Raw genomic sequence first — 17,739 nt, forward strand, 5'->3', positions numbered from 1 at the left:
CTATAAAGTCTGAATCATGAATTGGCAAGAATTTACGGCCCTGCTGGTGCTGGCAACAGCGATGAGTTTTTCGCCCGGCCCCAACACGACCCTGTCCACCGCCCTGGCAGCCAACCACGGCCTGCGCCGCGCCATGCCATTTGTCTGTGCGGTGCCGGTCGGCTGGGGTGTGCTGCTGAGCCTGTGTGCGCTGGGCCTGGGAGCATTGTTGCTGGCCATCCCTTTGATGGGCCTTGCCGTCAAAGTCGTCGGCGTGGCTTACCTGCTCTGGCTGGCCTCCAAAATCGCGCGCTCACGCCAGCTTGGCGAGGCCGATGCAGAAAAAATGAACGTCGGCTTCTGGCAAGGCGCTGCCTTGCAGTTCGTCAACATCAAGGCCTGGGCGCTGGCGCTGGCGATTGTGAGCGGCTGGATTGTCGGACGCGCCGACCCCGGCCTGCGTTTTGCCGTGGTGCTGCCGGTGATGCTGGCCTTCGCCTTTGTGAGCAACCTGGCCTATGCGCTGGCCGGCTCGCTGCTGCGCGAATGGCTGGCCGGACCGCATGGAACAGGCCGCCGCCTGCGCGGATTCAACCTTGTGATGGCTGGCGTACTGGTCATCACCGCGATCTGGATGTTGTTTCTGTGAACCCGACACCCGCCAACATCAACAAGGGGCTCTGGCTCGGTTTGCTGGGCATCGTGATTTTTTCCGTCACGCTCCCGATGACGCGCCTGGCCGTGGGCACGCCCGATGCACCGCAGATGTCCGGCATGTTCATCGCGATGGGGCGGGCCGTGGTGGCGGCTGCGCTGTCGGCTGTATTCCTGCTGGCCACCCGCGCACCTTTGCCACAGCGGCGGGACTGGCTGCCGCTGGCCATCACCGCGGGCGGTGTGGTGTTTGGTTTTCCGCTGTTCACCTCGATTGCCATGCGCTATGTGGAAGCCGTGCATGCGAGCGTCATTGTCGGGGTGCTGCCGCTGGCCACCGCAGCGGTGGGTGCGCTGCTGCACCGCCAGCGTCCGTCTGCCGGCTTCTGGCTGTGCGCGGCGCTGGGCAGCGTGCTGGTGGTTCTGTTTGCCATGCTGCGTTCAGGCAGTACGGGCGGTCTGTCCATCCATTTTGCCGACCTGTTGCTGCTGGCGGCCATGTTGTGCGCGGCCGTTGGGTACGGCTACGGTGCGCGGCTGTCGCAGCACATGCGGGCCGAGCATGTGATCTGCTGGGCACTGGTGCTTTCGCTTCCCCTGACCCTGCCGCTGTCCTTCCTCAGCTGGCCCACGGTGCCGGTCAAGGTGAGCGCCTGGGCTGGTTTTGCCTACGTCGCGGTGTTTTCGGCCTGGCTGGGATTTTTCGCCTGGTACCGCGGCCTGGCGCTGGGCGGCACAGTGCGCGTCAGTCAGGTTCAACTGGTGCAGCCCTTCTTGTCCATGCTGTTTGCCGTGCCGCTGCTCGGCGAGCGGCTGGATACGGTCACCGTGGGTTTCAGCCTTGCCGTGATCGCCACCGTTTTCATCGGCAAGAAAATGCCTGTACACCCGAGTGCCCGCGCGCCGATAGCCAACCCCGGGCCCCTGTTGCCCATTAGAAAGCCTTGATGTACTCAGCCTCTTTTATTTTTGAACCAGGCACCTACGACGAGCGGTTTCACACCCTGGACGCGCTCATTGAAGAAGCTGCGCTGGCCACGCCCGGTTACCTCGGAGCGGAGACCTGGCGCTCACCGGATGGTGAGCGGGTGAATGCCACCTATTTCTGGGAGACCGAAGAATCGCTGCGGGCGTTTTCGGTCCATCCCAGCCACCTTGAAGCCAAAAGCCAGTACACCCGCTGGTACAAGGGCTTCCACATCGTCATCTCGCAGGTGCTGCACTCCTACGGCGACGGGACGATTCTCCACATCACGCCCAACCAAAGGAAACGCGCATGACAGCCACCCCCGAACAACGCCTGGCGCAGCTGGGTCTGACGCTTCCACCGGTCACCGCGCCCAAAGGCAATTTCGACGCCTGGGTGCTGGACGGCTCCACCCTTTATCTGTCCGGCAAGGGCTCACCCCAGCGGGAAGATCTGTCACTGGTGCCCAAGGTCGGGCGCGAGATCAGTGCTGAGCAAGCCCGCGCCCATGCGCATGAAGTGGGTCTGCATCTCATTGCCACCATGAAGGCGGCTCTGGGTGATCTCTCGCGTGTGCGCCGCGTCGTCAAGTTGCTGGGCATGGTGAATGCGGCGCCCGACTTCACGGGGCATACCGAAGTGATCAACGGTTGCTCAGACCTGCTGGTGGAGGTTTTCGGCGACGCTGGCCGTCACGCGCGATCAGCCGTGGGCGTGGGCTCCCTGCCACGCGGGTTTGCGGTGGAGATCGAGGCCATCGTGTCGGTAACGGAGCAGGCGTAATGGATATCAGCAACATCCCCTTCGGCACGACGGACTGGTCCAACGTGGAGCGTACCGAGCACTCCGCCCTGGAGGGCAAGGCCTTCTGGCGCACCCGCAAGTTTGGCGATGTGCGCGTGCGCATGGTGGAGTACACGCCGGGTTATGTATCCGACCACTGGTGCAGCAAGGGCCACATCCTGCTTTGCCTGGAAGGCGAGCTGCAGACAGAGCTGGACAACGGCAGCGTGCATGTGTTGCTGCCCGGCATGAGCTACCAGGTGGCGGACGGCGCCGAGGCCCACCGGTCCACATCGCCTTCGGGAGCCAAACTGTTTATCGTGGACTGATTCGGCACAACTGCCCGCACACCCAAACCGATACACCGTCAACATTCCTTTTTTTGTCAATAAGTCTTTCTCCAACCTGCACCAGGAAAGCTTTCATGCATATCGCCATCCTCACATTCGACGGATTCAACGAACTGGATTCCTTGATTGCCTACGGAATGCTGAGTCGCATTTCGCTGCGCGGCGATGCCGACTGGAGAGTCAGCATTGCCAGCCCCACTGCGCGGGTGACGTCCATGAACGGGCTGACCATTGACGCGCACATCGGCCTCAAGGAAGCCAACCAGGCCGATGCCGTACTGATAGGCAGCGGCATGAAAACGCGTGAGGTTGCGAACGATCCTTCCATTCTGGGGCAGCTTCAGCTGAATCCGCAAAGGCAACTCATTGCTGCGCAGTGCTCCGGAACCTTCCTGCTGGCAAAACTGGGCTTGATCGGCCAGCTTCCGGCCTGCACGGACACCACCAGCAAGCCTTGGGTGCAAGCCGCAGGGGTCAAAGTGTTGAATCAGGCCTTTTTTGCGCAAGGCAACATGGCCACTGCGGGCGGTTGCCTGTCTGCTCAATATGTTTCGGCCTGGCTGATTGGGCGTCTGAAAGGCGCGGATGAGGCCCGCGAGGTGCTGCATTATTTTGCACCGGTCGGTGAAAAAGACGACTATGTGGCGCGTACCCTTTCGCATATCAACGCACACCTTCCGGAGCAACCTGTCGCAGCGGAGACTTCCGGCGCAGAATGAAAGTGCTGCCTGGCCATATCGAAAGCTTGGCAAAGGATTTATGTTTTGTGATCAGGGTTGTTTTTTACAGCCCCCAAGGAGGAGAGTGAAATGAGCGACATGCATTGGACCCAGGCGCAACGCGCCGCAAAAATGAACCCGTCGGTGATCCGCGAGATCCTGAAGGTCACGGAAAAACCCGGCATCATCAGCTTTGCGGGCGGACTTCCTTCGCCCCGGACCTTTCCCGTCGCCGCGTTTCGCGAGGCCTGCGACAAGGTGTTGCGCGAAGACGGCAGCGCCGCACTTCAATACGCAGCCAGCGAAGGTTATGCGCCACTGCGCGAGATGGTGGCGGCCATGCTGCCTTGGGATGTCGACCCGGCGCAGGTGTTGATCACCACCGGCTCACAACAGGGCCTGGACCTGATTGCCAAAATCCTGATCGACGCGGGTAGCCGCGTGCTGGTGGAAACGCCCACCTACCTGGGTGCACTGCAGGCTTTCACCCCGATGGAGCCCGAAGTGGTGGGCGTGGCCAGCGACGCCGAAGGCGTGGACCTCACCGATCTGGCGGCCAAGGCCGCAGGCGCCCGCTTCTTTTATGTGCTGCCAAATTTCCAGAACCCGACAGGCCGCACCATGTCAGAAGAGCGCCGCGCCGCACTCAGTGCTGAAGCCGCACGCCTTGGTCTGCCCATTGTGGAAGACAACCCTTACGGCGACCTGTGGTTTGATGTCCCGCCGCCGTTGCCACTGACTGCACGCAACCCGGAAGGCTGCGTTTACATGGGCTCGTTTTCCAAAATTCTGGCGCCCGGCCTGCGGCTGGGTTTCCTGGTGGCGCCCAAAGCACTCTATCCAAAATTGCTTCAGGCCAAGCAGGCGGCTGACCTGCACACGCCGGGTTTCAACCAGCGCATGGTTGTCGAAACCATGAAGGACCACTTTCTGGACCGCCACGTGCCCACCATACGCGCGCTCTACAAGTCGCAGCGCGATGCCATGCTAGCCGCCCTCAAACGCGAAATGCCGGATGACGTCAGCTGGAACACGCCCGACGGCGGCATGTTTTTATGGGCGCGTTTGCCAGAGGGCATGAGCGCAGTGGCGCTGCTGCCCAAAGCCGTCGACAAAAACGTGGCCTTTGTGCCGGGTGCGGCGTTTTATGCCGACAACGCCGACGAGCGCAGCCTGCGTCTGTCCTTTGTCACAGCCAGCATCGAGCAGATCAACACCGGTGTGGCGGCGCTGGCGACAGCCATCCGGGAAAGCCGGCCAGCGCAAGCTCGCGCAACGACAAACGCGGGGGTTCCCTCTTCACAAACATGGGCCGGAGAGCCGGCTTCGCCGGGCCGCAGGCGCGGCGCCCTGTCAGAGGCCAGCGAACCACACGCATTGGGGAGCGTGGGGGCTAACAGCGTTGAGGCCCAATAGATGCTGAAGATCTGGGGACGGATGAGCTCCATCAACGTCAAGAAGGTGGCGTGGACAGCGCAGGAACTCGGCCTGGACTTCCAGCGCACCGAGGCCGGCGGCCTGTTTGGTGTCGTCAAGACGCCCGAATACATGGCATTGAATCCCAACTCCCTGGTGCCGGTGATCGAAGACCAAGGCTTTGTACTCTGGGAGTCCAACGTTATCGTGCGTTACCTGTGCGCCCGGCATTCGGCCGGTGACATATACCCGACGGATCTGCGTGAACGTTTTGATGCCGAGCGCTGGATGGACTGGCAGCAGACCACGCTGAACCCGGCCAGCCGGCCTGGCTTCGTGCAGCTGATCCGTACACCGCCCGAGCAGCGCGATGCCGCACTGGTGGCCGACTCCAATGCCGCCGTCGAAGCGCTGATGGCAACGCTTGATGCCCATCTGGCGCAACGCTATTTTCTGGTCGGCGAGCGTTTTACCGTGGCCGACATTCCCCTGGCCTGCGAAGTCCACCGCTGGTTCAACCTGCCGCAACCACGCCAGAGCCGGCCGGCCATCGAGCGCTGGTACGACAGCATTCGCGACCGGCAGGCCAGCAAGGGCGTGTTGGATTTGCCGCTGTCCTGAAATTTTTGTCAATAAATCCAATCCCATGAAAACCAGGCGCTTCAAACAAGTCGATGTGTTCACCAGCCAGCCCTACTTCGGCAACCCGCTGGCCGTGGTGCTGGACGGCAGCGGTCTCGACGCCGCGGCCATGCAACGTTTTGCACACTGGACCAACCTGTCGGAAACCACCTTTGTGTTGCCGCCGGAAGACCCGTCCGCCGACTACAACGTGCGTATCTTCACGCCCGGCGGCGAGCTGCCTTTTGCCGGCCACCCGACCCTGGGCACCTGCCATGCCTGGCTGCAGGCCGGCGGCCAGCCCAAACGCCAGGGCGTCATCGTGCAGCAGTGCCAGGTCGGCCTGGTGCCCATTCGTCTTGAACCACATGCCTCTGGTGTACGCCAGGCCTTTGCCGCGCCACCGCTCAAGCGTTCGGCCCCCAGCCCGGTCGTGCTGGCGCAAGTAGCCGCCGCCCTGGGCCTGAAGGCGCAGCACATTGTTGCTGCGCAGATGCTGGACAACGGGCCGGTCTGGCTGGGCCTGCTGCTGGACAGCGCCGACACCGTGATGCAGATCGAGCCCGATCACCTCGCACTCAAAAAAATGGGCATAAAAGTGGGTGTAGCCGGTGCCCATGCTGCGCAAGAAGCTCCTGTTTTGATAGCAAGAAAAAACCGTGAAGCCAGGGCTTTCGACGGCAGTACACAGCCTGCACCCGCCGAAGCCGCCAGCGCAGACTTTGAAGTACGCGCCTTCGCCGCGACCATAGGCATCAATGAAGACCCGGTCACCGGCAGCCTCAATGCCAGCCTGGCGCAGTGGCTGATGGCCGACGGCCATGCGTCCGACCACTATACCGTGGCACAAGGCACTTGCCTGGGCCGCGCCGGCCGGGTTCACCTCTCGCGCGAAACCATGGCCGGCACGCCCGTCGTCTGGGTCGGCGGTGAATCGGTCACCTGCATAGACGGAACGGTCACGCTGTGATCACTGCCCAGGTCGATCACCTGGTCGTCATGGCCGCCAGCCTGGACCAGGGCGTTCAGTGGTGCGAAGCCACGCTGGGCATCATCCCGGGGCCGGGCGGCGAGCACCCGCTGATGGGCACGCACAACCGCTTGTTCAGTGTCGCAAGCCCGGCCTTCCCACGGGCCTATTTCGAGATCATCGCCATCCAGCCCGGCGTGACGCCAGTACGCCCGCCCGGCAAACACCGCTGGTTCGACATGGACGACCCGCATTTGCAGGCGCGGGTGGCCAGCGACGGGCCGCAGCTGATTCATTTTGTTGCCAGCGTTCCGGGCGTGGCTTCCGCAGTCAAGGCACTTTCCGCCCAAGGCCTGGACCGCGGAGCCGTCGTGCAGGCCTCGCGCCAGACCGCCAGCGGCCTGCTGAGCTGGCGCATCACCGTGCGCGACGACGGCCAGCGGCTTTTCTACGGCGGCCTGCCGACGCTGATCCAGTGGGGCCTGGCGTCCGAAGACCCGGCGCATGCAGCCCATCCGCTCGACGCCATGCAGCCCTCGGGCGTGAGGCTCGAAGCATTGCGGGTCAGCCATCCGCAGCCAAAAAAGCTGCAGGCCGCCCATGCCGCCATCGGTTTGGTCGATGTGGGTGTGATCCAGGGCGCGCCCAATCTCGTTGCCACGCTGACGACGCCGCGCGGCCTGGTCACGCTCGAATCAAAAGGAGTCTAGATGCTTTCTTCCGCTGAACTCGCCTGGTTTGCCCTCGTCGCGCTGGCGCTGGTACTCACGCCCGGGCCCAATATGATTTACTGCATCTCCCGCACGTTGTGCCAGGGTCGCGGCGCCGGCATGGTGTCGCTGGGCGGCGTGGCGCTGGGGTTTGTGGTGCATCTGCTGGGCGCCTCCTTCGGCCTGAGCGCGCTGCTGCTGGCGGCACCGGTCGCCTTCACTGCCATCAAGGTGGCCGGCGCGTTCTACCTGCTGTGGCTGGCCTGGCAGGCGGTTAAACCGGGCGGACTGTCGCCCTTTGAAACCCGGACCTTGCCACAAGACCCGCCGCGCAAGCTCTTCCTGATGGGCTTCATGACCAATTTACTCAACCCCAAGGTCGCGATGTTTTATCTGTCTTTCTTCCCGCAGTTCCTGCACCCCGAGCGCGGCCAGGTTCTGCTGCAAAGCCTGAGCCTGGGCGCGGTCCAGATCGGCGTGAGCCTGGCTGTCAACACGGTGATCATCTTTTTCGCCGCCGGCCTGGCCGTCTTCCTGAACCGCAACATCACCTGGATGCGGGTGCAGCGCTACGTCATGGGCACGATGCTGGGGCTGCTGGCACTGCGCCTGCTGACCGAGAAGCGGGCCGCAGCATGAGCGCGGTGCTGCGCGAGGAAGCGCCGCCGTCCCTCTCACAGATGGGGCTGCCGGACCTCCAGGCCATCGAACATGCCGCCCAGGTGGTCTACCGGGAGTTCCAGGCCACGCCGCAATACCGCTGGGGTTTGTCCAGCCAGCGGCTGGGCACCGACTGCTGGATCAAGCACGAGAACCACACACCGGTCGGCGCCTTCAAGATCCGCGGCGGGCTGACGTATTTCGACGCCCTGAAACAAGCTGGCGAGCTGCCGGCCGAGATGGTCAGCGCCACGCGAGGCAACCATGGCCAGAGCATGGGCTGGGCGGCGCGTGCACATGGCGTGGCTTGTACCATCGTGGTCCCGCACGGCAACTCCCGGGAGAAAAATGCCGCCATGCGCGCCCTCGGCGTCACGCTGATCGAACACGGCGACGACTTCCAGGAAAGCCGCGAGTTCGCCAAACGGTTGGCCACGGAGCGCGGCGCCCACATGGTGCCAAGCTTTCACGCCAGGCTGCTCAGCGGCGTCAGCACCTACTGGTGGGAATTCATGCGCGCCGTTCCGCAGCTCGACGTGGTGTACGTTCCGATTGGTCAGGGCTCGGGCGCCTGCTCGGCGATTGCCGCCAAGCTGGCCTTGAAACGCAGCCTGCGCATCGTCGGCGTGGTCAGCGCGCACGCCACCACCTACGCCGACTCCCTGGCGGCAGGCCGCGTGGTCGAGGCGCCGGTAAGCACGCAGCTGGCCGACGGCATGGCCTGCCGCATCGCAGACCAGAACGCGCTGGACATCCTGCTGCCGCACCTCGACCACATTGTGAAAGTCACGGACAACGAAGTGGCGCAGGCCATGCGCGACTTGTATGCCGACACTCACAACGTCGCCGAGGGCGCGGGGGCTGCGAGTTTTGCCGCGGCCATGCAGGAGCGCGCACAGCTCAAGGGCCAAGTGGTGGGCACCACCCTCTGCGGCGGCAACGTGGACAGCGCGACTGTCGCCAAAGTATTGAGCCCCCACGCTTCTCGCTTCGCGTAGTGCGCGAGGCCTTGCAGGCCGCGGCTCGCGAGACGCTTCGCCTCTGTCGCCTGTCCAAAGCTGCTCAAGCAGCTTTGGAGCCGCAGGCTCCAGCCCCTCGGGGGGGTCCGTTCGTCCTGAGCTTGTCGAAGGATGCGCCTGCGGACTGGCAAAGCCAGATCCGCGGCCCCTGCTTGAAAATTTCTGTTCGCGTGTCGCTCCGGCGTCTTGAGATCGACTTCCAGTCACGGGAGTGACTAGATGCAGTAGCCCAGCAAGCCACAATTTGCGCATGGGAACCCTTTACCTCGTGCGCCACGGCCAGGCTTCGTTTGGCGCCGACGACTATGACGTGCTCAGCGACATGGGCTACCGGCAAAGCGTGCGCCTGGGCGAATACTTTAAATACAAGGGCATCACTTTCGAGGCGGCTCTCACCGGCACCTTGCAGCGCCAGCTGAAAACTTTCGCAGGCATCTGTGAAGGCATGGGAACGGCGATGGACGCAGCAGCCCGCCCGAGCCTCAACGAATACGACAGCGAGGCCGTGATCGGCGCCATCCACCCGCACAAGCTGGAAAAGCCGACCTCGCCCGAGATGTACCGCAGCCATTTCCGCCTGCTCAAGGACGGCCTGGCGCAGTGGATGGCCGGTGTGGTCAGCCCGCGAGGCATGCCCAGCTACACCGACTTCGTCGCAGGCATCACCGGCGTGCTGGACCATGTGCGCACCAGCTACACCGGCAATGTACTGCTGGTGTCCAGCGGCGGGCCGATCTCCACCGCGGTGGGCCATGTGCTGGGCACCAGCCCCGAGGCCACCATCGAGCTTAACCTGCGCATACGCAACTGCTCGCTGACCGAGTTCGCCTTCACACCCAAACGCCACATGCTGGTGACCTACAACACGCTGCCGCACCTGGATGCGCCGGAACACGCGGACTGGATCACCTACTCCTGAGTGCCGGCAGGCGGCGCCACCACCCCGCCCGCGGTACCCGCCCGTAGCCATTGCAGGTAAGCGGCCGAGCCTCCGGTCACCGGCAGTTGCAGCAACTCGGGCAGCTCGTACGGATGGTGCGCGCGGATAAAGTCCCCTGCCGCCGTAGCCAGGTCCGTGCGCGTCTTCACCAGCAGCAGGTATTCCGCCTCACGGCGGCTTTCGCCCTTCCAGACATAAAAGCTGGTCATCGGGAAGAGCTGCACGCAGGCGGCCAGCCCCGCCTCAACCATGCCGCCGGCCAGCGCCTGCGCGGCGGCCTCGCTATCCACACTGGTCATCAGCAGGCAGAAATCGGTCGAAGCTTCCATGTCCGGTCCTTGCGGGAAAACAATCAGCTGAAAAGCGGCATCAGGTGAATGATGCCCATGCCGGCCAGGCCCTGCACCGTCACGTAATGCCAGAGCAGCGCCGTGTTGTCCAGCGAAGCGCGCGCATCATCACTCAACCGGCCGGTCCAGGTGCGAGCGCAGACGTAGAGACCCATGGTGAGCAGCACCGCCACATGAAAAACCTGCCAACCCAGCAGCGCGGCCACGGTGGCGCTCCAGGCATTGGCGGCAGGCCGCAGTACCGCAAGCTGGTGGCCCCAGCCGTTCATGCCGAACGCGGCAAGCACACACAGCACAGCCAGCAGTACCAGCAGCCAGACCGGTGTGCGGCGGCCGCGCGCCAGCGCCGCTTGCGCGCCGGCCATCGCGGCCGAACCCAGCAACAGCAGCCCCGCCGAAGCCGCCGGCCAGACCCAGGCCGGCAGCTGGGCACCAGGCGGCGGGCAGACGTCAGCGGCCATGGACACATGCACATGCGCAAACACCAGCGAGGCAAACACGGTGGCATCGACACACAGCAGGATGATCACGGCCCACCACGAATGCGACGCCCTGCCGCGCGCGCCCACCGGCAGAAAAACACCGTCGGCCACCTCTGCGGTGGCGGCATGGGGCTGCCTGTCGCCTTGCCACAGCCACACCACGATGGCGACGACGACCGTGACGCCGCAGGCAAATGCCAGCGCCACTTGCGCCACCGTCAGCAGCAGAAAAAAGCCGGCCGTTCCCGCCGCCGCGATGAGCGGCCACCAGCTGTCGCCGGGCAGCACCAGCAGGTGCTGCGGCACGGCGTCGCGCCAGCTGGTCACCAGCGTTTCGCGTCCGCCTGAATGTGTTCCGGGCAGCCAGTGGCGGCCGGCCACGACCTCGGTGGCCAGGGTTGGCCGGTGCCATAAGGGTTCGCGCGAGCTGATCTGCGGAATGCTGCGCATGCCGTAGGTTTCCTGCGGCAACCACTCCAGCGTGGGTGCGTTCCATGGGTTGCCGTGTTCTGTTTTCTTTTTGAACAGCACGCGTGCGGCATCAATGAAAAACAGCAATATGCCGAGCGCCAGGATGAAGGCGCCCACGCTCGACAGCAGGTTCAGCAGGTTCCATCCGAGATCGCCCGCATAGGTGTAGACGCGCCGCGGCATGCCCATCAGGCCGCTGATGTGCATGGGGAAAAATGCGAGGTTGAAGCCACCAAACATCAGGCCGAAGACCCAGCGCGCGGCGCGTTCGGACAGGCGGTGGCCATTGAACACCGGCAACCAGTAATACAGGCCGGCAAACACCGGAAACACCATGCCACCAATCAACACGTAATGCAAGTGGGCCACGATGAAATAGGTGTCGTGCACCTGCCAGTCGAAAGGCAGCACCGCCACCATCACGCCTGTCAGCCCGCCCAGCACGAAGATGAAATGAAAGCCCAGCAAAAACAGCGTGGGTGCCGTCATTTGCACGCGGCCCTTCCAGAAAGTGGCGATCCAGGAGAACACCTGCACCCCGCTCGGAATAGCCACCGCGAAACTGGCGGCCGAGACAAAAAACATGGCGTGCCGGCTCAAGCCGGCGGTGAACATGTGGTGCGCCCACAGCGCAAAACTGATAAAGCCGACCGCGACCAGCGCAAGCACAATGGCACGGTGTCCGACCAGCGGCGTGCGCGCCATCGCCGGCACCATCATGGAAACCATGCCGGCAGCCGGCAAAAAAATGATGTAGACCTCGGGATGGCCGAAGAACCAGAACAGGTGCTGCCACAGCACCGAGTCGCCGCCGCGCGCTGCGATGAAAAAAGGCCAGTCGAAAGCGCGCTCCAGCTCCAGCAGCAGGGTGCCGGCAATGATGGCCGGAAAGGCGAACACAATCATGAAGGCCGTCACCAGCATGGCCCAGGCATACACCGGCATGCGCGACAAGGTCATGCCTGGCGCGCGGGTGAACAGGATGCCGATGATCAACTCGATCGCCCCGGCAATCGCCGAAATCTCGATGAAGCCTATGCCCAGCAGCCAGAAGTCGGCGCCCAGGCCCGGCGAATGCTCCTTGCCGGTCAGTGGCGGGTACATGAACCAGCCTCCGTCGGGCGACACACCAAAAAAGAGGGTGCAGAAAAACGCGATACCGCCTATGGCATAGGTCCAGAAGGCATAGGCGCTCAGGCGCGGAAACGGCAGGTCGCGCGCGCCCAGCATGCCCGGCAACAGGTAAACCGCAATCGCTTCAACCACCGGCACGGCGAACAGGAACATCATCACCGTGCCGTGCATGGTGAAAACCTGGTTGTAGGTCTGCGCGCTGAGCAGCGTGCTGTCGGGCAACGCGAGCTGCGCGCGCATCATCAGCCCCAGCACGCCGGCCAGCACAAAAAACAGCAGCGCAGTGGCGATGTAGAACACGCCGATGTAGCTGTTGTTGACGGCAGACAGCAATCGCCAGCCTTTGGGCGGCTGCCAGGCGCGCTCCAGGCGCTCGAGTTCGCCGGGTGGACGTGGCAAGCTGGAAGGAAGGTGGCCGGCGGTGTCTGTCATTGCAGATGCTCCAGCCAGGCGGCCAGTGCGGCCAGCGTTCCGGCATCCATGTCCGCCGACGAAGGCATGCGTGCACCGGGTTTGATGGCCTGCGTGTGCGCCACCCATTGCGCCATCGCACCGGGCTGGTTGAGCAGCGTGCCGGCGCCCAGGTAGAGGCGGCCGCCAACGTGCGTGAGGTCGGGGCCCAGGCGGCCCTCCTCGGCCACACCGCGCACCGTATGGCAAACATTGCAGCGCTGCGCGAGAAAGGCGTCCCTTCCGCGTTCGAGCAGCGCGCCCTCAGGCGCGACAGCGGGCAGCGCCTGCGCGGCCAGCCAGGTGTCGAATCCGGCAGGCGTGTGGGCCACTACATGCAGGGCCATGCGGGCATGCTGCTCGCCGCAGTATTCGGCGCACTGGCCGCGCCAGGTGCCGGGCTGGTCTACCTGCACCATCAGATGGTCTACCCGCCCCGGAACCATGTCCATCTTGCCGCCCAGTGCCGGTACCCAGAAGCTGTGGATGACGTCCGGGCTGCTCAGGCCCAGCCAAACCGGCCGACCCACAGGCAGGTGCAGCTCGTTGGCCAGCGTTACGTCGCGGCCGGTGGCCGGGTCGCGGTAACGCACCTCCCACCACCACATGCGCGCGGTGATGCCGACGATCAGCGCGCCGGGCGGCGGGCGCTCCATCCAGCCGGGGGTTCGCGCCATGCTCCAGGCCAGCAGCGCCGTCAGCACCACCAGCGGAAACATCACGCCACCGCCGAGTATCCACAGGCGGGTGGACACGGGCCGCGCACCTTCGCGTCCGCGCAGCGCCCAGGCCAGCAGCGTCATGACAAAAACAAAAATTAGCGTCGCCCCGATGATCAGCACCCAGCTCAGGCTGGTGATGCTGGCACCAGCCTCGCCGGCCGGTGCCAGCACCGACTGAAGCTGCGGCAGCAGCGGCGCGCTCACTCGAGCTGCCCCAGGTAAGCCGCCATGTGACGCGCCTCCTCCCGTGACACACCCATGCCGGGCATGGCGGTGTCGGGCACCAGGGAAGCGGGCGCCATCAGCCACTGCTCCAGCGCATCGGGAAAGTTGGGAACGCGACCCGCGATGTAGCTGCGCTTGCCGAAAGCTTGCAGCGAAGGCCCATGGACGCCACGCGCCGCTGGCACACCGGGGATGGCATGGCAGCTACCGCATTGGAATTGCGTGATCAAGCGCTGGCCCTGCAAGGGGTCACCGCGCGCCGCCATCTGCAGTGGCGCTGCGGAGTCGGAGGAATCGGAGCCGCAAGCCCCCAGCAGCGAAAGCATGACCAGGGCACAGACACCAGGCCACCGGACAGGGAAAAGCTGGAGCACGCGCCGCATGTCCGATTTTTGTTCGGGCGTGCGCAAATGCGTGCAGGACAAGGCCGACACTTGCGCCGGAAAGCGGGCACGCGCCGCACAATGATTGGCATGAAAAAAAGCGCGCTGGTCCTGACCACCGTTGCCGCCCTGCTGGGCACCGCGCTGGCCGGCGCGGGCGTGGTGGTGTACAGCGGTATATATGACATAAGTGCGACCTCGCAGCACCTGCAGCCGGTGTATTCGCTGCTGGAAACCACCATGCATCAGTCGGTGCGCTGGCGTGCCCGCAACATCACCACGCCGCCGCTGGACGATGCGCAGCGGCTGGCGCGCGGCGGAGCTCTTTTTCGCGACCACTGCGTGCAGTGCCACGGCGCGCCGGGGGTGGCGCAGGCGGACATCGGCAAAAGCATGCAGCCCGTGCCCGGGCCGCTAGTGGACGCGCTGCAGCGCTGGCGCCCGCGCGAGATTTACTGGATCACGCGCCACGGGATCAAGATGAGCGGCATGCCGGCCTGGCAATTCCGGCTGGACGAGGAAGCCCTGTGGGACGTGGCGGCCTTTGTGCAGGCCCTGCCTACCTTGAGCCCGCAGGCTTATGCGCAGGCAACCCAGAGCGCTGTTGTGACGCCGCGAGTTGTCGAGGCCGCTTCGCGCCGCACCGGCGATGTGGACCGGGGCCGGCTGGCACTGGGCCAGTACGCCTGCCAGGCCTGCCACACGATTCCGGGGATCACCAGTTCATCACCGAACGTGGGGCCGCCGCTCCAGGGCCTGGCCAGCCGCAACCTGATCGCCGGCAAGCTGGCCAACACGCCGGACAACCTGGTGCACTGGATCCGCCAGCCAAAAACGGTGAAGCCGCTGACCGCCATGCCCGACATGGGCGTGAGCGAGGGCGACGCGCGCGACATGGCGGCTTACCTGGCGACGCTGCAGTAGCCGGGCCGCCTCAAATAGCTATTAAATCAGGAGCTGCTTGCGCCCGCCCCATAAGGGCTGGAGGCACTTTTTGCTTACATTTGTCATGCCGCCGCCGCAGAGCCTAGCGAACCGGTGAGCCGGCCACGCGCCAGACCGCGTTCCCAACGTCATCGGCCACCAGCAGCGCACCGCGTTTGTCGATGGCCACGCCGACCGGCCGGCCGTAAGCCTTGCCGTCAGGGCTGACAAAACCGGTCAGCACATCCACCGGCTTGCCCGAAGGCTTGTTGTCCACGAAAGGCACAAACACCACTTTGTAGCCACTCAGGGGCTTCCGGTTCCAGGAGCCGTGTTCACCAACAAACACGCCACTGGCCAGCGACGATGGGAGAGTGTTGCCTTCGGCAAACACCATGCCCAAAGGTGCGACGTGCGAACCCAGCGCGTAGCCGGGCGCAACCGCTTTCGCCACCAGGTCGGGCCGCGGCGGCGTCACCCGAACATCAACGTTCTGCCCGTAGTAGCTGTAGGGCCAGCCGTAAAACGCACCGTCCTTCACCGAGGTCAGGTAGTCGGGCACCAGGTCGCTGCCGATTTCGTCGCGCTCGTTGGCCACGGTCCACAAGGTGCCGTCCGGCGCCCATCCCATGCCATTCGGGTTGCGCAGCCCGGAAGCAAACAGGCGACGGGTATTGGTTTTGGGGTCGACCTCGTGGATGGCGGCACGATCCACTTCGATGTCCATGCCGTTTTCGCCGATGTTGCTGTTGGAGCCGACCGTGACATACAGCTTGCTGCCGTCGCGGCTGGCGATGACATTTTTCGTCCAGTGGTGGTTGATGCCCGCCGGCAAATCCACCACCTTCACGGGCGTCGCCGTGATCGCGGTCTGGCCTTCTTCATAAGGCACCTTGACCAGCGCATCGGCATTGGCGATGAACAGCTCCTTGCCGACCAGCGCCATGCCGAAGGGCGACATCAGGCCCTGCATGAACACCGTGCGGGTTTCGGCCTTGCCATCGCCATCAGCATCGCGCAGCAAGGTAATGCGGTTGGCACTCGGCACTTCCGCACCGGCACGCTTCATGACCGTACCCATGATCCAGCCCTTGATGCTGAAACCGGTATCCGGTTTAGGCGGCTTGTTGCTCTCGGCCACCAGCACGTCGCCATTGGGCAGGGTGTAGACCCAGCGCGGGTGGTCCAGGCCGGTGGCCAGGGCCGTCACCGTGGTGCCGGCCAGCGGCTGCGGCATCACGCCCTCGGGCCAGCCCTGGGCCGGCGCGATGTTGACCGTGGGGATGAGCGACTTCACCGGCTCGGTGAGGGTGGGGGTGGAACCCACATCGGCACCCTCGGGCACTTTGGAAGTGTCTCCGCAGGCTGTCAGGCCCAGCGCCAAGGCTGCACACAGCGGCAGCAGCGCAAAACGGGAGGTGGAAGGGGAAAAAGGCAGGGCTTGCATGGTCACATCCTTGTCAGGGAGAACGCGGCGCCGCAGGCGCGCGCAGGCTGCATGTTCGCCCCGGTGGCCGCTACGCCTTGTCAGCCGATGCCCCCAATTTCTGTCAGGGCTGCCGCGAACGCCCGGCCTCAGGCCAGCGGCGCCAGCTCGCGGACTTCCTGCAGCAGCTGTGCCAACGCCTTGCCGCTGGCCTGCAACACTGCCGCACCTTTTTCCGCCGTGGCTGCAGCTGCGTTGCCGGCCGCGCCCGCCGCGTGCAGGTCTTGCGCGGCCCAGGCGAGTTTGGCGCTGCTGCCGTTGCCCAGAATGGCGTAGGCCTGCGCGCGGTCCTGGCTGCTCGAATGAAAGTTCTGCGCCAGCGCCATGTCCACCTTGTGCGGATGCAACGCCAGCATCATGGAGGTTTCGACATCGCCGCCATGCACACCGAAACGCTCTTCGTCAGGACCAAACAGGCCTTTGACATCGGCAGGTAGCGGCAGGTTGAAAGTATTGACGGTGAAGGCCGTCAGGCCGAATCGGGCCCGCAATTCGCGCCCCACGATGTCAAGTGTGGAGACATTGCCGCCGTGCGAATTCAGGAAAAGCAGTTTTTTGATGCCGCTGCGCGCCACGCATTCGCCAAGGTCTACCCAGCTCTGGATCAAGGTGGCAGCGCCCAGGGTCAACGTGCCCGCGAAGGCCACATGCTCAATGCTGCGCCCGACGGTCTGCGTGGGCAGGAACAACACCGGAGCATCGCCCAGATGCGGCAGGCAATGCGCAATCACGCCATTGACCAAGTCGGTGTCCACACTGAGCGGCAGGTGCGGGCCATGCTGCTCGATGGCGGCGACCGGCAGCACGGCGATGGACGCGGCCGCGTCCAGGCGTGCGAAATCGGGGCTTTTGAGGTCGGCCCAGAAATGGGGAAAGGCGGCGGATGGGTTCATGAGCGTATTTTGGGGCCAATTCGGCCAAGGGAATCGAGCCCTTCGAAGCGTCTCGCTGCGGCTGCATTCTGTTCTGGACAGTAGGTTGAACTCCCCACTCCCAACCCCCCGCCCTTCCCTCGCCCCGCTGGGCGATGGAAGGGAGCCCCCATTTGGCCGTGTGTGTTGCGCCCGCGTGCAAACATGAGAGGCACGTACCCCGGCATGACGCGCTGCGCGCGTCATGTCTCCCCGTATCCGTACCCGCATTCGATCCCTCAACCCGTCGGGCTGGGCCGAGGAGCGCAGGCAAAAGCGGATCAGGGCTCGCGATTGTCTGAGGCGAAGCCGAGTTCGAGCGAGACCCCGCTTTTGTCGAGCACCGCAGGTTGCCTGCAGCGAAGCGGAAGGACCCAGACCATCGGGTCGCCTTTTCTTTGGCTTACTTTTCT

20 protein-coding genes are annotated in these 17,739 nt (G+C 64.4%); 14 read left to right on the forward strand and 6 right to left on the reverse strand.

From position 1 onward, the window contains the following. Window positions 1–16: 16 nt before the first annotated feature. The 13 genes from ABI660_RS13980 (at window position 17) to ABI660_RS14040 (ending at window position 9,767) form a co-directional block, all read left to right on the forward strand. Entirely contained in the window at window positions 17–628 is a 612-nt protein-coding gene (locus tag ABI660_RS13980) for a LysE family translocator (protein WP_348069006.1), read from the forward strand. After that, entirely contained in the window at window positions 625–1,581 is a 957-nt protein-coding gene (locus ABI660_RS13985; protein WP_348069008.1) for a DMT family transporter, read from the forward strand. The genes ABI660_RS13980 and ABI660_RS13985 overlap by 4 nt, the downstream gene beginning before the upstream one ends. After that, a complete protein-coding gene (locus tag ABI660_RS13990) occupies window positions 1,581–1,913 on the forward strand; it encodes an antibiotic biosynthesis monooxygenase (RefSeq protein ID WP_348069010.1) in 333 nt (110 codons plus the stop codon). Before ABI660_RS13985 ends, ABI660_RS13990 begins: the two co-directional genes overlap by 1 nt. Beyond that, window positions 1,910–2,383 (forward strand): RidA family protein, encoded by a 474-nt coding sequence (locus ABI660_RS13995; protein WP_348069012.1) that lies wholly within the window; start codon window positions 1,910–1,912, stop codon window positions 2,381–2,383. The genes ABI660_RS13990 and ABI660_RS13995 overlap by 4 nt, the downstream gene beginning before the upstream one ends. Continuing rightward, entirely contained in the window at window positions 2,383–2,712 is a 330-nt protein-coding gene (locus tag ABI660_RS14000) for a DHCW motif cupin fold protein (RefSeq protein ID WP_348069014.1), read from the forward strand. Before ABI660_RS13995 ends, ABI660_RS14000 begins: the two co-directional genes overlap by 1 nt. Before the next feature lie 95 nt (window positions 2,713–2,807). Then, window positions 2,808–3,452: a DJ-1/PfpI family protein gene (locus ABI660_RS14005; RefSeq protein ID WP_348069016.1), complete on the forward strand. Its 645-nt coding sequence runs from the start codon at window positions 2,808–2,810 to the stop codon at window positions 3,450–3,452. 99 nt (window positions 3,453–3,551) lie between these two features. Continuing rightward, window positions 3,552–4,868: a PLP-dependent aminotransferase family protein gene (locus tag ABI660_RS14010; RefSeq protein WP_348069044.1), complete on the forward strand. Its 1,317-nt coding sequence runs from the start codon at window positions 3,552–3,554 to the stop codon at window positions 4,866–4,868. Then, window positions 4,869–5,489, forward strand: a complete 621-nt coding sequence (locus ABI660_RS14015) for a glutathione S-transferase (protein ID WP_348069018.1) — start codon at window positions 4,869–4,871, stop codon at window positions 5,487–5,489. Between the two features lie 25 nt (window positions 5,490–5,514). Beyond that, window positions 5,515–6,459 carry a PhzF family phenazine biosynthesis protein gene (locus ABI660_RS14020; RefSeq protein ID WP_348069020.1) on the forward strand — a complete coding sequence of 315 codons (945 nt, stop codon included), beginning with the start codon at window positions 5,515–5,517 and terminating at the stop codon, window positions 6,457–6,459. Next, entirely contained in the window at window positions 6,459–7,169 is a 711-nt protein-coding gene (locus tag ABI660_RS14025) for a VOC family protein (RefSeq protein ID WP_348069046.1), read from the forward strand. Before ABI660_RS14020 ends, ABI660_RS14025 begins: the two co-directional genes overlap by 1 nt. Next, window positions 7,170–7,808, forward strand: coding sequence for a LysE family translocator (locus ABI660_RS14030; RefSeq protein ID WP_348069022.1), 639 nt, complete (start codon window positions 7,170–7,172; stop codon window positions 7,806–7,808). Further along, window positions 7,805–8,827: a threonine dehydratase gene (locus ABI660_RS14035; RefSeq protein WP_348069024.1), complete on the forward strand. Its 1,023-nt coding sequence runs from the start codon at window positions 7,805–7,807 to the stop codon at window positions 8,825–8,827. Before ABI660_RS14030 ends, ABI660_RS14035 begins: the two co-directional genes overlap by 4 nt. Before the next feature lie 271 nt (window positions 8,828–9,098). Then, a complete protein-coding gene (locus ABI660_RS14040; RefSeq protein ID WP_348069026.1) occupies window positions 9,099–9,767 on the forward strand; it encodes a histidine phosphatase family protein in 669 nt (222 codons plus the stop codon). Here the strand turns inward: ABI660_RS14040 and cutA are convergent. From cutA to ABI660_RS14060, 4 genes are read right to left on the reverse strand one after another with little or no spacing between them, the layout of a single operon-like run. Then, window positions 9,758–10,117, reverse strand: coding sequence for a divalent-cation tolerance protein CutA (gene cutA / locus ABI660_RS14045; RefSeq protein WP_348069028.1), 360 nt, complete (start codon window positions 10,115–10,117; stop codon window positions 9,758–9,760). The genes ABI660_RS14040 and cutA overlap by 10 nt on opposite strands. Before the next feature lie 23 nt (window positions 10,118–10,140). Then, the gene (ctaD, locus tag ABI660_RS14050; protein WP_348069030.1) at window positions 10,141–12,657 is read right to left on the reverse strand and encodes a cytochrome c oxidase subunit I; all 2,517 of its coding nucleotides are present in this window, start codon (window positions 12,655–12,657) and stop codon (window positions 10,141–10,143) included. Beyond that, window positions 12,654–13,601, reverse strand: a complete 948-nt coding sequence (gene coxB / locus ABI660_RS14055) for a cytochrome c oxidase subunit II (protein WP_348069032.1) — start codon at window positions 13,599–13,601, stop codon at window positions 12,654–12,656. Before coxB ends, ctaD begins: the two co-directional genes overlap by 4 nt. Next, window positions 13,598–13,948: a c-type cytochrome gene (locus ABI660_RS14060; RefSeq protein ID WP_348069034.1), complete on the reverse strand. Its 351-nt coding sequence runs from the start codon at window positions 13,946–13,948 to the stop codon at window positions 13,598–13,600. Before ABI660_RS14060 ends, coxB begins: the two co-directional genes overlap by 4 nt. A 147-nt stretch (window positions 13,949–14,095) precedes the next feature. Between ABI660_RS14060 and ABI660_RS14065 the strand changes: the two genes are divergently transcribed. Further along, entirely contained in the window at window positions 14,096–14,929 is an 834-nt protein-coding gene (locus ABI660_RS14065) for a c-type cytochrome (protein WP_348069036.1), read from the forward strand. 103 nt (window positions 14,930–15,032) lie between these two features. On the opposite strand, the gene ABI660_RS14070 is transcribed toward ABI660_RS14065, so the two are convergent. Both ABI660_RS14070 and ABI660_RS14075 read right to left on the reverse strand, forming a co-directional pair. After that, window positions 15,033–16,376 (reverse strand): sorbosone dehydrogenase family protein, encoded by a 1,344-nt coding sequence (locus ABI660_RS14070; protein WP_348069038.1) that lies wholly within the window; start codon window positions 16,374–16,376, stop codon window positions 15,033–15,035. Between the two features lie 128 nt (window positions 16,377–16,504). Next, on the reverse strand, window positions 16,505–17,308 hold the full coding sequence (locus tag ABI660_RS14075) for a creatininase family protein (RefSeq protein WP_348069040.1): 804 nt from the start codon (window positions 17,306–17,308) through the stop codon (window positions 16,505–16,507). Between the last annotated feature and the right edge of the window lie 431 nt (window positions 17,309–17,739).

Source organism: Polaromonas sp. (assembly GCF_039930745.1).
In the GTDB taxonomy this organism is placed as follows: Bacteria; Pseudomonadota; Gammaproteobacteria; order Burkholderiales; family Burkholderiaceae_C; genus Polaromonas.